Here is a 13,305-nt window from a genome sequence, read left to right on the forward strand (position 1 = left end):
GTATTTATATCATTAATCTTCTTTATATCCATCTTTTAATATATTTAATATTCTTTTAAAATTATTTCTTTCATTATAATTAAAACTAATATTAAATACTTTAACTTTTCCTTCTGTTTCTATTTCTAAAACAAAATATCCACCTAAGAATCTATTTTTTGCATCTTTAAATTTCACTATATTAAATTTTGAATTTTCAAGTGAATATTCTTTTTCTTTAAAGGTTGATGCTCCTTTTATTTTTAAAATATTATCCTCTAACTCAATTTTGTCATTCATGCCAACTGCTGTAAGTTTCATATTTATCCCCCTTATACCTTAAGTATGTATTCCTTTTCTATATTAAGTATAATTTAATATAGTACTTATTACAATTAATATTATATGTAAAAATAACTTTTTATTAATCTATTAATATGTATCACTATATACATTAGTATTTATTATTTATTGTGGTATAATGGAAATATATTATATTGAAGGAGGCGTATGCAAATGGTGGATTTAAGAAACCAAGTGCTATAGCAGTTAACTAAAGTATTAATATAAAATATTTTAAAGAAATCTTAAGCTGCTTAGAACTTGATAAAGCTACTTATCATTTAAGAGAAAAGAGGAATTTATTATGGCAGAAAAAGCATTTAAGATATGTAAAAGAAATTTAGATGAACATACACACAAGATAAGAAGAGATGGACAAACTCCTTGTATTATCTATGGAGAATTTTTAGAAGATCCAATTTCAGCAAAGATTGAGAATTCTGAACTTTTAAAGTTATTTAAAGAAAATACTCCAGGTTCAATAATCCCATTAGATGTTGATGGAAAGGTTATGAATTGTGTAATTAAAGAAATTCAAAAAGATAACTTAGGAAAAGTTATTCACCTTGATTTTCAATTTGTAAAACAAAATGAAGTTATTAAAATGAAAATCCCAGTTAAATTTATAGGTGAATCAAATATAGAAAGTAGAAATCTAGTTTTTGAAATCTGTAATCCAACTCTTGAATTCCATGGAAATGTAGAAAAAATACCTGAAGAAATCGAAGTTGATGTTTCAGATATGAAATTTGAAGACAAGGTTTTAGCTAAAGATATTTGTGTTCCTGAAGGAGTAGAACTTATAACTAATCCTGACACAATTTTAGCTGTTGTTAATGCTTAGTATAATAAAAATGGGGTGCCCGTAAGGTATATTATATACCTTACAAGCAACCCATTTTTTCTTTTATATTATTAAAGAAAGTATTAAACTCCCTATTACCTCTATTTATTATAAATAAATTTCTTTTACACCTTGCTATTGAAGTATATATAAGTTCATTATTTTTATTACTTTCCCTATCTAATATTAAAACTAAATTCTCTATTTCCCATCCCTTAAAATATTTACTTTCACACATTTTTATACCATTTCCACAAACAAGGAAATTATACTTTCTTGATTTTCTTAAAAGCTCTATCTTTTCTTGATTTTCTATGTCAGAATAAAGCATAGAATATTCTTCTTTTGTCTCAAACATTCTTTCAACTTTTATATTATATAATTTTCTTGCATAATACTCCATATTCCTTAAATCATCTATATTCTCTCCTACAATACATGTATTATTGTAATCTATATTATTTTTTTCAAAATAATTCTCACTTATATCAAATATTTCAGAAAAGCTTATATTTGGATTATAACAATATTTTATTTTATCCTCATTTATTTCTAATCCTATTTGCTCTTCAATATAAATATTATCAAGTTCATATTTATTTAAGAAAAATTCTTTTTGAAACTCCCTTAAAAGTTTTGCTATGTTAGTTGATATTCTATAAGATTTTGTTAACTCATTCCATCTTCCCTTTATATTTGTCTTAACCATCTTTTTATTATCTAAAGCTCTATTATAAACATTTTGCTTTTCATCACCAAAAAGCACATATTCTCCATTTTCCTTTAAAAATATATCCTTTAGTAAATCAAGCCACTCTCTTTTAAAATCTTGCACCTCATCTATAAATATTCCATCATACTTATTTTCATCTATAACCATCTCTTTAAAAAAACTATAGCTTTCATGATTTATAAAATTATGAAAATCATTTTTAATCTTCTTCCCATATTCCATAGCCTTTTCATTAATAAACATATTAAAATTTGTTATATGAAAATTTCTAAAATAAAAATCTTCATTAATATCATTAATCTTTTCTTCTATATAATTTTTTAATGTGCTATTATAACTTAATATTAAAATTTTGCCTTTCCCATTGGTTCTTTTAAAAGCTCCAACTGCTCTATTGGCTAGTAATACAGTTTTACCGCTTCCAGCCATTCCTTTTATCTTAACAGCTGTATTTCCCTTACTTTTCATTAAATTTCTTTTCTTTTTTTCTAATATTATAAATTTTCCTTTTTCTTTTTCATGATATTTAAATTTAAATTTATTAAAACATTTTTCATATAAATCTTCACTAAATAATTTATTATCCTTTAAAATTGCATATATGCTATCTATAATGTTAGAATCACTCCCCAAAATAACCATATCATTTATTATATTTGAATTATTTCTAAACTTAAATTTTATATCCTTTTCTTTTTCTCCATAAAAATAAACACAGGTTTTTATTATCTCATTATATTCTTCATTTAATATACTCTTCCTTAAAATATCTTCAACATGATAAATAGAAATATTATTTTTATAATATCTAACCTTCTCAAATGGTGTTATAAAAGAAATATTTTTATCTTTTAAAACAATATCTCCATATTTACTTACATTACTTTTAGGAATATATTCATACTCATGAAAATTTGAAGTTTCAACTTCTATAACTAATATACCTGCCCCTTTTTTTAGTATTATAATTTGCGGAATATCTCCATTTAAATTGGGCTTAAAAAATATATTAAAACTATCATCTAAATTATCCCTTAAATATTTTATTAAATGTATCTCTTCATTAGTAAATGGTATGAATTCTTTAATAATTTCAATACTTGGATATATTTTTCCCATACAATCCTCCATTTTATGATACTTCCTTAATATATTTCTATAATTTACCTTATTATTCCTTTAATATTTTATAACTTACTATTTTTAAATAAATAAAAAAAATCATACACTATAAAAATGTATGACTTCATATAATAATCTTATTAATATAATTCACCTAATTTATCTTTATTCTCATTTATTAAATCAATAAATACTTTGGCTATTTCAGGATCAAATTGAGTTCCACTACAAGCTTTAAGTTCTTCCATTCCTTCATCATAAGTCTTTCTCTTATTGTAAGGTCTATTTGATGTCATTGCATCAAAACAATCTACAACAGTTAAAACCCTTGCAAGATATGGTATATCTTTTCCTTTTAATCCACAAGGATATCCTGTACCATCATATTTCTCATGATGATGTAATATTAATGGAGTTATTCTTTGAAGTGATAACACTGGTTTTATTATGTCAACTCCATTTTGAGGATGTTGCTTTAATATATTCCATTCTTCATTAGTTAATGGCATTTTCTTTATTAAAACCTCTTTAGCTATATTTATTTTACCTATATCATGCATATAGGCACCATAAACTAAAGTCATTTTATCCTCTTCTTTTAAATTTAACTTATCAGCTAAAAGTCTACTATAAAACACTAATCTTTCACAGTGTCCATATGTATATCTATCTTTAGCATTAATTACACTAACTAATGTTTTAATAGATGTAACTAACTCAATTTCGCTTTCATCTATATCATTTTTTAGTTCATCTAATATTGATGTATAAGCCTCCACCCTATTTTTATTAAAAAACTTTGCTCTATATAAAGCATCATCAGCACTTTTAATTAATTCAAACTCATTGCTTACTTTATCTGGATAAACTGAAATTCCAATAGATACTGTTAAATTCTTATTAGGTTGATTTTGTTGACCATAAAAATATGTATTTTCTATATTATATCTAATTTTTTCTGCTATTTCAGTTGCACCCTTTTCATCAGTATTAGATAAAATTATTGAAAATTCTTCTCCACCATACCTAGCTACAACATCTTTACTCCTTGTTGTGTCCTTAAGTATTTTACCTATTTTCTTTAAAACTTTATCTCCTTCTTGATGACCATATAAATCATTGTAATGTTTGAAATAATCTATATCTAAAAATATCATAGATACTTTTTCATTGTTTTCTTTAGCGTATTTTATTTTTCTGTCTAATGCTTCATAAAAATACCTATGATTATACACTCCTGTTAATCCATCTTCATTTGCTAGGCTTATTAATCTATTTATATGTTCATCTTCAATTTTAACATAAAATCCAAGAGGCCATGCTGTTAATATAAATACTCCAGATAAAACTAAATCATTTTCAAAATATGAATTAACACTACTTCCCGGCACACATATTAAATCCATAGTCAATATAATAGCTGATGAAATACAAGCCATTATCATACCCTGCTTCATTCCTGACTGAATTGTAGTTGTTATAATTATAAACAAAAATATAATCTTATATTGACTTTCATTTGCTCCCGATATAATTATAGCTATTGAAAATATTATTATAAAAATTATATTTTCTATTAATTGAAGCATTAAAGAATCATCTCTTTTAACTTTTTTAGGTTTATAAAACATCCATAAGGCATAAACAAACAAAAGTAAAAATGTTATAAAAAATATTATAAATATTCCATATTGAGTATATAATATGTCCCCTTTCAATATATTCTTTTTAAAAAAGTATTGTAAAAATATCATACCTATAAAAAGTAATGTTGATATTTTTACAACTGAAACAATATCACTTATTTGTTTATATTTATTTTTTTCTACTGTATTCATAATTGCCCTCGCATAACTCAAAAGACCGGCAGAAACCCGGTCTCTTTTCTTTTATTATCTATTTTTCTCTTAAGCATTTTGGTTCTTTAGGTTGATAAAGATACCAAAAACAAGCTGAAGTAGATAATACACTTGCAAACACAGTTGCAAGTGTTGCAATTCCCATTAATAATTTACTGTTTAATTTTTTCATATGTATGTTCCTCCTATTTGATAAATTTATTAAAAAAAGAATCTACACTTCTCAAAACAATATCTCCAATATTAGTAAGTGTAAATACTTGCCATAAAATACCCGCATATATACAAACACAATATAAAAGTAAATTTTTATTAAATAAAATATTATAAAATATTAAAAGCATAAACACTATAAACAAATAAATAGTTAAATTTATTATAGATTTCTTCTTTAATATTTTTCTTTTTTTATCATTTTTTATAGGTTTATTAGCACTATCTACTGGTGCTAACCTAATTATAATGATATATGATAAAATAAAAATCATAATTCCTATTAAAGAGACTAAAGTCCAAGTTAATCTTAAATTTTTAATTATTATTGGAATAACAGTACAATTAAAAGTACCTATCATCATACAAATATTAGGACTACTTGCATGAACTCCACCAGAATACTTCCTTAAAATGCTTGTTGTAAATGATACTATAAGTGCTTCTATAAGAACATTAAATATAATTCCAAATATAATAACAAGCAAAATAGACAGTAATGTTTGTATTATTCCAAATATTCCATAAGCTATAACTTCTTTTTTTTCATCATTAACTTTTATTTCAATTGCAATTTTATCTGCAATTTTATTTGATATTCGTTCTATATTGCTCATAATTATTCCTCTTTTTTATTCATTATAAATTTAATAATTAAAACTAATATCATAGTCATTATTAAAGAAGGAATACCATATATTGTTTTTAAGGCTGGATTTGTAAGTATTTGTGCTATATCATTTCCATGTAATACTTGAATCAATAACATATTTATTCCTTCGCATACAAACATTATAATACATATAATAATGCTAGCTTTTATTGATTCTAATATATTAATTTTAACTATATATGTGCTTAATATAACTAATACAACTATATTTAATATAGTATGTATTCCATAACTTATAGGAAACAATCTAATAAAAAAACCTATCAAAGCCAAAAGAATACTAGACATAAAAAATCTTTTCTTATCAATTTTTGTATTGGTTAATATACAAACTGCATATACAAATAAAAAGCTCTCTGGAACTCCCCTTGCAATTAATTCCAAGAATGATACTGCTAAAATATTGATTTCTCCTTTACACTTTTTTATATGATTGTAATATATTTATATTTTTCACTGCATTATATATAATAAGAAAAACATACAGCCGTATAAATATATCTCCAACACTTAAAATGCTATATCCTAAATCAAATATGTCTGTTAAGAATTTTAAATTTGTATGATCTCCCCCTAAAATATGTATATCGTTTACTTTAGAAAAAGATTCCGTAGTTGCATATCCAGTTAAATATGATAAACTAGGGAATACTGGCATAAATCCATTATTAGCTTTTATTGCAATATCATTTAAAATGCCTCCAAAAACAATAGCTATTGATCCTACAATAGCACTAATATATTCTTTATATTTAAATACCAATGGTAAATAAGAACATAAATATACAGTTTTTAATATTCCTGCATATCTTATTAATTCATAATTTCTCATAAACACATTAGCTTGTAAGGTTATATTTATAACCTCCATTATCACGACGGGATATATTGTCCAATTTTTAAATAATGGTATAATCTTATATCCTTTTATTTTGCAAATTATTAAAGCAATTATTATAGTTTCTAACATTGGCTGTCCTCTCTTTTTTTGCATTTAATTTTAAGTGATAATTCAAATCATTCTTTTTTCATTATACTATATTTTTCAAATTTTTTCTATATTGTTTTCATTTTTGAAACTTTTTATATAATATTTATAAATTAATATTAATTTTGTAAAAAATTTTTACTTTTTATGTAAATAGATATAAAAAAACACCTATTTATTTAATTTTATTAACATTTAAAATTTATATTTTTTTGCAACTTTCTCTAATTATAAGTTTAACTGGAAGAACTGTTTTTTTACTAAGTTCTCTATTATTAACTATTCTATCTATTAATGTATCAAGTGCTGTTTCTCCCATAAAATCAGTATATACTTTAACCGTTGTAAGGGCTGGTGTTAAAAATTTTGCTGTCATAATGTCATCAAATCCAATTATACTTATATCCTCTGGAATTTTTAATCCTTTTTCTGTTATAGCTTTATATGCTCCTATAGCCATTGGATCACTTGCTACAAATACTGCTGATGGAATATTTTTTAAAGATACCATATTTTTCATAAGGTTATATCCATCCTCTAAAGTAAAATCTCCTTTATAAACCCATTCTTCCTTATAATTATTAATTTCATCCATAAATTCTTTATACGTCTTTTCTCTATAATTAAGTAATTCTTTTCCGTTAGAATCACTATGAGGAACAACTTTTGCACCTATATATCCTATATCTCTATGTCCTAAATCATAAAGATAATTTAATGCACTTTTAACTCCATTTTTAAAATCAATAACTACAGAATCATATTTCCATTCATCTGGTGAAGAATCTACAAATATAATATTTTTTGTTATATCATCTAATTTTTTTACCTCTTCATCCTTAAAAATGCCTATTGCTATTATTCCATCTAAATCATTGTATCTTGAAGATTTTTCATCAATAATATTAGCCATATATAATGATTTAAAATCTATATTTTTTTCACTACATTTTTTTTCTATTGCTATTCTTATTGATAAAAAATATGGGTCATTTAATTCCTTTAATTCAACGTAACTACTTACAATTCCTATTTTATAATTTTTTTTCTTATTTTTTCTATTTTTCATTGTAACGTAGTTCATTTCTTCTGCTATTTTTAGTACCCTTTTCCTTGTTTCTTCCGATACATTTAATGTTTTATCTAAATTAAGTATTCTTGATATTGTTGAAATTGAAACTCCAGCTTCATTTGCTATATCTTTTATTGTAACCACTTAAAATAACCTCCTTTTATAAAAACATTATATATTAATATAACTACTTTTTAAAATATTAATACTTATAAAATATTATTTATAATAAATCCTTTTAACTAAAATTCAGATAGAGTTAAAAACTCTATCTGAATAAATCTTTACTTTATTTCATTTTTTAAAGTATTAATATATTTTTCCATAGATTTTTTACCTTGTTCATTCCACTTAAATACTCCACAATCCTCTAAAACTTTTACAAATACATCTGAAACTTCTTTTTCAATTATAATTTGTACATTTTCTTTATTTATATTAGGATTTCTCTTTTTTATTTCATAAAACCAATCTAAATGGATTTTCATTTTCTCTATATCTATTAAACTATCATCCTTTTTAAGAAGATTTTCCTTTATAACTTCAAGTTCATCCTTTAATCTAGATGGAAGAACTGCAAGTCCTAAAACTTCAATAAGTCCTATATTTTCTTTCTTTATGTGATGTAATTCTTTGTGAGGATGAAATATTCCATCTGGATGTTCATTGCTTGTTCTATTATTTCTAAGAACAAGGTCTAAAACATATTTATTTTCTTCAAATCTTGCAATTGGAGTTATTGTATTATGAGGTATTCCTTCACTATAAGCTAATACGTCAGCATCAGAATCACTATATTCTCTCCAATGTTTTAGTATTTTTTCTGAAAGGGCACTTAATTCTTCTCTATTTTCCCCCCTTAATCTTAAAACAGTTAAAGGCCATTTAACTATTGATAAATCTATGTTTTCATAGTTTGGAATTTTAAATTTATAAACATCCTTTGCCTTATTCATAGCAAAAGTATAATTACCACCTTGATAATGGTCATGAGTTAATATTGATCCTCCAACTATAGGCAAATCTGCATTTGAACCTATAAAATAATGTGGAAACTTTTCTACAAACTCTAATATTCTATCAAAGGTTTTCTTATTTATACTCATTGGAACATGCTCACCTTTAAACACTATACAATGTTCATTGTAATATGCGTAAGGTGAATATTGAAGGAACCAATTTTCATTACATAAATTTAATGGTATAACTCTTAAATTTTGTCTTGCAGGGTGATTAATTCTTCCTCTATACCCTTCATTTTCCTTACAAAGAAGACATTTTGGATACTTTGCAGATGGAAGATTTTTTGCTGCTGCAATTGCTTTTGGATCTTTCTCTGGCTTTGATAAATTAATTGTTACATCCATTTCTCCATATTCACTTTTTGATTTCCATACAAGATTTTGAGCTATTCTATCTGTTCTTATATAATCACAGGCCTTGCTCATATTATGAAAATAAGTTGTTGCCTTTTTAGGATCCTCATTATAATTAATATTAAACTCTCTAATAATTTCTGATGGTCTACCAACTAGTATCCCCATAATTTTAGTATCAAAAAGATCTCTATATATTGGAGTATTGTGTTCAATAAGTCCTTTATCATAAGCATAATCTAAAAGATCATTTAAAATAGGAGTTGGAGTTTCAAGATTTTCCTCTAAAACTTCAACATACTCATAGTCATCAAGATTAAAAACATCAAGCAAACTATTTCTTATGAATATTCTATCTTCTTCTTTTATTAAGTTTTGTTTAATTCCATATTGAATTAACCTTTCAATATTTTTATAAATATTCATATTATCCTCCTATATTTCTTTAGTTCCCTCACCTATATTAGCTATATAAAAACTAGCATCATATCCTATTTTCTCTTTATATCCTTTACCTACATTTTCTATAAAATCTTCAACTTTATCTTTTTTAACTAAAGAAACTGTACATCCTCCAAATCCAGCTCCTGTCATTCTACTTCCTAATACACCATCTTCATTCCATGCAAGTTCAACTAAAGTATCAAGTTCAGTTCCTGTTACTTCATAGTCATCTCTTAAAGAAATATGAGATGCATTCATAAGTTCTCCAAAAGTAGTTAAATCATTTTTTTCAAGGGCTTCTTTAGCCTTTAAAGTTCTTATATTTTCATAAACAGCATGTTTAGCTCTCTTTCTTCTTACTTCATCCTTTATAAGATCCTTATTATTTTCAAATTCTTCAATAGATAATTCTCCTAATGCATTAATATTTAATTTACTCTTTAATTCCTCTAATGCAGTTTCACATTCACTTCTTCTTTCATTATATTTAGAATCTGCAAGACCTCTTCTTTTATTTGTGTTTGAAATAACTAACACTTCATCCTTTAAATCAACTTTTGAATAACTATATTTCAAAGTATTACAATCAAGAAGTATTGCACTATCTTTCTTTCCCATTCCTATTGCAAACTGATCCATTATTCCACAATTTACTCCAACAAAAGCATTTTCTGCTTTTTGAGAGAATTTTACTAAATCTACTCTATCTATATTAAAATTAAATAACTTGTCCATCATAACTGCAATAAGCAATTCTAAAGATGCTGATGATGAAAGTCCTGCTCCATTTGGAATGTTTCCATATATAGCTACATCAAATCCTTTATCTATGTTATATCCATTTTTCTTCATAACATCTATAACACCCTTTGGATAGTTTACCCAATCATGTGCTTTTTCATATTTTATATAATCTAAATCAAATTCAATTACACCAATATCTTCAAAGTTACTTGAATACATTCTAACTTTTTTATCATCTCTTAATGATATTGCTCCATAAGTACCAAAGCTAAGTGCACATGGAAAAACATTTCCTCCGTTATAATCTGTATGTTCTCCAATTAAATTAACTCTTCCTGGTGAAAAAAATATTTTTAAATCTTCTTTATCTCCAAATATTTTAATAAAAGTATCCTTTATTTGATTTTTCATAATATTACCCTACCCTCTTTCAAATTATTGTATATTTAAATAATATCATTTCAGGAAAACATTTTCAATAATTTTACTTAATTTTTACTAATATTTTTCCTAACTATTTTCTTATTTTCACTTATTAACCACTTTTATATAAATTTATATTTTATATACTTATCATATTCCTCTCCTGCTCTTAAAATAGAACTTTCTTTAAAAGCATCTTCATATCCTATAGGAGGATTTTGACATTCAAAACATATTCCATATCTTCTCTTTATATCCTTATTTCCATATACTTTTTTACCATCTATAAAGTTCATTGAATAAATAACTACCCCTTCATTATTTGTTTCAATTTGCATTTCTCTTCCACTTTCATCATCTTTATAAACAATATTTCTTTTATCATTAAATAAAAATGTATGGTCATAACCTGAACCTAATTCTATTTGTTCTTCATTATTATCTATATCTTTTCCTATTCTTTTTTCTTCTCTAAAATCAAAGGCAGTGTTAAAGGTATTTAATACTTCTCCTGTTGGAACACTATTATTATCTATAGCTAAAATTTCATTTGATGTAACCATTAATTTATGATCTAAAACTGATTCTTTATAGTCACCACTTAAATTAAAATAAGAATGATTTGTCATATTTACTAAGGTATCTTTATCACTTATTCCTTTAAATTCAATTATGAATTCGTTTTCTTTATTTAGAGAGTAAATTACATTAACATCTAAATTTCCTGGATACCCTTCCTCTCCATCAGCTGATTTATAGGACAATATAAGGCTTACTTTTTCTTTTTCTATTTCTGTTTTGGCATCCCAAACCTTTTTATTAAATCCTATATTTCCACCATGACACTGACACACCTCATAATTTTTATTAAATTTTATCTTTTCTCCATTTATGGTTACTTCCCCTTTATTAATTCTACCAGCTGTTCTTCCAATAATTCCTCCATAGTATGATGGACTTTCAATATAAGTTTCTAAATCTTCATATGCTACAACTATGTTTTCCTTTTTACCATTTTTATCTTTAGTAAAAATTCCTGTTATAGCTCCACCTAAATTAAGAACCTTAATATCAACATCTCCATTACTTAATGTATATTCAATTATGTCTTTTCCTTTATAGTCAAAAACTTTTTGTTCTGATATTTTAATCATACAATCCCTTCCCCCTTTTATTTTAAAAATAGCTAAGCAAATAATCGCTTAGCTATTTATTTAATTACTATTTAATAAAAAATAGTAAGATGAGTTATCTTTTTTAAAATTAATGTCTATATTTAAATAATAATACTTTAGGAAAATTTTTTCAACATTTTTTACTACTTTTTTACCAAATATTTTTACTATCTATTATTAATGTTTAAATATGTTTTATTAACTATTTTACTTTATATTATTTTTAATCATTTTCTATACTTATAAAATATATTATTATAAGAGACCCTTTAGCTTATTTATATAAAGGAGATGTTTTATGAATCTTATAAAAAATAAATTTGAATCATTAGAAAAACTTATTGGAAATACCCCTTTATTAGAAATTTCTTTTACTTATAAAGGACAAGCACTGAAAATTTATTCTAAATTAGAATATTATAATTTTAGCGGCAGTATAAAAGATAGAATGGCTCTTTATATACTAAAAAATGCTTATAATCAAAATAAAATTAAACCTAATGATAGAATAATAGAAACAACTAGTGGAAACACTGGAATTTCTTTTGCCTCTATTGGAAGTTACTTAAATCATCCAGTATCTATTTATATGCCAGATTTTATGAGCATGGAAAGAATTTCTTTAATAAAAAGTTTTGGAGCAGATATTCATTTAGTTTCAAAAAAGGATGGTGGATTCTTAAAATGCATAGAGCTTGCAAAAAAAGCTAAATCTGAAAATAGCAATGTATTTTTACCATCTCAATTTTCTAATACTGACAATATTATGGCTCATTACTTATCAACAGGCCCTGAAATTTGGAGTACTCTTGTAAATAATGGATTAATCCCATCTGCTTTTATTGCAGGAGTTGGCACTGGTGGGACAATTATGGGAGTTTCAAGATATTTAAAGAAAATGTATAGGAAAATTACTGTTCATCCATTAGAACCTGAAAATTCTAAAACTCTTTCCTTTGGTTATGATGGTTCTTCTCATAGAATAGAAGGAATATCTGATGAGTTTGTTCCAGAAATTTTGAAACTATATGAACTTGATAATATAGTTAATGTAAATGATGGTGATGCTATAATAATGGCTCAAAAACTATCAAAGGAACTTGGCCTTGGAGTTGGAATTTCTTCTGGAGCAAACTTTATAGGTGCATTAAAAATTCTTTTATCTAAAAAGGATGCTGATTCTACTGTAGTTACAGTCTTCCCAGATGATAATAAAAAATATTTAACTACTGATCTTATGAAAAAGGAACCTATTAAAAATGCTTATTTATCAAAGGATATTAATCTTCTCTCCATAAAAACTTTATAAAAATACAAT

13 protein-coding genes are annotated in these 13,305 nt (G+C 24.7%); 2 read left to right on the plus strand and 11 right to left on the minus strand.

The annotated features are described in order from the left end of the window. Nucleotides 1-12: 12 nt before the first annotated feature. Nucleotides 13-300, minus strand: a complete 288-nt coding sequence (locus J2S18_RS00720; RefSeq protein WP_307481919.1) for a hypothetical protein — start codon at nt 298-300, stop codon at nt 13-15. 325 nt (nt 301-625) lie between these two features. On the opposite strand from J2S18_RS00720, the gene J2S18_RS00725 reads away from it, so the two are divergent. Next, a complete protein-coding gene (locus J2S18_RS00725; protein WP_307481922.1) occupies nt 626-1,165 on the plus strand; it encodes a 50S ribosomal protein L25 in 540 nt (179 codons plus the stop codon). A 40-nt stretch (nt 1,166-1,205) separates the two neighbouring features. On the opposite strand, the gene J2S18_RS00730 is transcribed toward J2S18_RS00725, so the two are convergent. The 10 genes from J2S18_RS00730 to J2S18_RS00775 all read right to left on the minus strand — a co-directional run bounded on the left by J2S18_RS00730 (nt 1,206) and on the right by J2S18_RS00775 (nt 11,966). Beyond that, complete coding sequence (locus J2S18_RS00730; protein ID WP_307481924.1) at nt 1,206-3,017, minus strand: AAA family ATPase; 1,812 nt, start codon at nt 3,015-3,017, stop codon at nt 1,206-1,208. A gap of 143 nt (nt 3,018-3,160) precedes the next feature. Beyond that, nucleotides 3,161-4,858, minus strand: coding sequence for a bifunctional diguanylate cyclase/phosphohydrolase (locus J2S18_RS00735; protein WP_307481926.1), 1,698 nt, complete (start codon nt 4,856-4,858; stop codon nt 3,161-3,163). Between the two features lie 58 nt (nt 4,859-4,916). Then, nucleotides 4,917-5,051, minus strand: a complete 135-nt coding sequence (locus J2S18_RS00740) for a cyclic lactone autoinducer peptide (RefSeq protein ID WP_307481929.1) — start codon at nt 5,049-5,051, stop codon at nt 4,917-4,919. A gap of 13 nt (nt 5,052-5,064) precedes the next feature. After that, nucleotides 5,065-5,709: an accessory gene regulator ArgB-like protein gene (locus J2S18_RS00745; RefSeq protein ID WP_307481931.1), complete on the minus strand. Its 645-nt coding sequence runs from the start codon at nt 5,707-5,709 to the stop codon at nt 5,065-5,067. Between the two features lie 2 nt (nt 5,710-5,711). Beyond that, entirely contained in the window at nt 5,712-6,149 is a 438-nt protein-coding gene (locus tag J2S18_RS00750; RefSeq protein WP_307481934.1) for a hypothetical protein, read from the minus strand. Between the two features lie 31 nt (nt 6,150-6,180). Further along, nucleotides 6,181-6,735: a DUF5317 family protein gene (locus tag J2S18_RS00755; protein ID WP_307481935.1), complete on the minus strand. Its 555-nt coding sequence runs from the start codon at nt 6,733-6,735 to the stop codon at nt 6,181-6,183. A 220-nt stretch (nt 6,736-6,955) separates the two neighbouring features. Next, nucleotides 6,956-7,969 (minus strand): LacI family DNA-binding transcriptional regulator, encoded by a 1,014-nt coding sequence (locus tag J2S18_RS00760; RefSeq protein WP_307481938.1) that lies wholly within the window; start codon nt 7,967-7,969, stop codon nt 6,956-6,958. A gap of 140 nt (nt 7,970-8,109) precedes the next feature. Then, nucleotides 8,110-9,627 (minus strand): UDP-glucose--hexose-1-phosphate uridylyltransferase, encoded by a 1,518-nt coding sequence (galT, locus tag J2S18_RS00765; RefSeq protein ID WP_307481941.1) that lies wholly within the window; start codon nt 9,625-9,627, stop codon nt 8,110-8,112. 9 nt (nt 9,628-9,636) lie between these two features. Then, nucleotides 9,637-10,800 (minus strand): galactokinase, encoded by a 1,164-nt coding sequence (locus J2S18_RS00770; RefSeq protein ID WP_307481943.1) that lies wholly within the window; start codon nt 10,798-10,800, stop codon nt 9,637-9,639. 134 nt (nt 10,801-10,934) lie between these two features. Then, nucleotides 10,935-11,966 carry an aldose epimerase family protein gene (locus tag J2S18_RS00775; protein ID WP_307481945.1) on the minus strand — a complete coding sequence of 344 codons (1,032 nt, stop codon included), beginning with the start codon at nt 11,964-11,966 and terminating at the stop codon, nt 10,935-10,937. 319 nt (nt 11,967-12,285) lie between these two features. Between J2S18_RS00775 and J2S18_RS00780 the strand changes: the two genes are divergently transcribed. Continuing rightward, nucleotides 12,286-13,296: a PLP-dependent cysteine synthase family protein gene (locus J2S18_RS00780; RefSeq protein ID WP_307481947.1), complete on the plus strand. Its 1,011-nt coding sequence runs from the start codon at nt 12,286-12,288 to the stop codon at nt 13,294-13,296. The last annotated feature ends 9 nt before the right edge of the window (nt 13,297-13,305 follow it).

The sequence above is a fragment of the Eubacterium multiforme genome, assembly GCF_030813415.1.
Classification (GTDB): Bacteria; Bacillota; Clostridia; order Clostridiales; family Clostridiaceae; genus Clostridium; species Clostridium multiforme.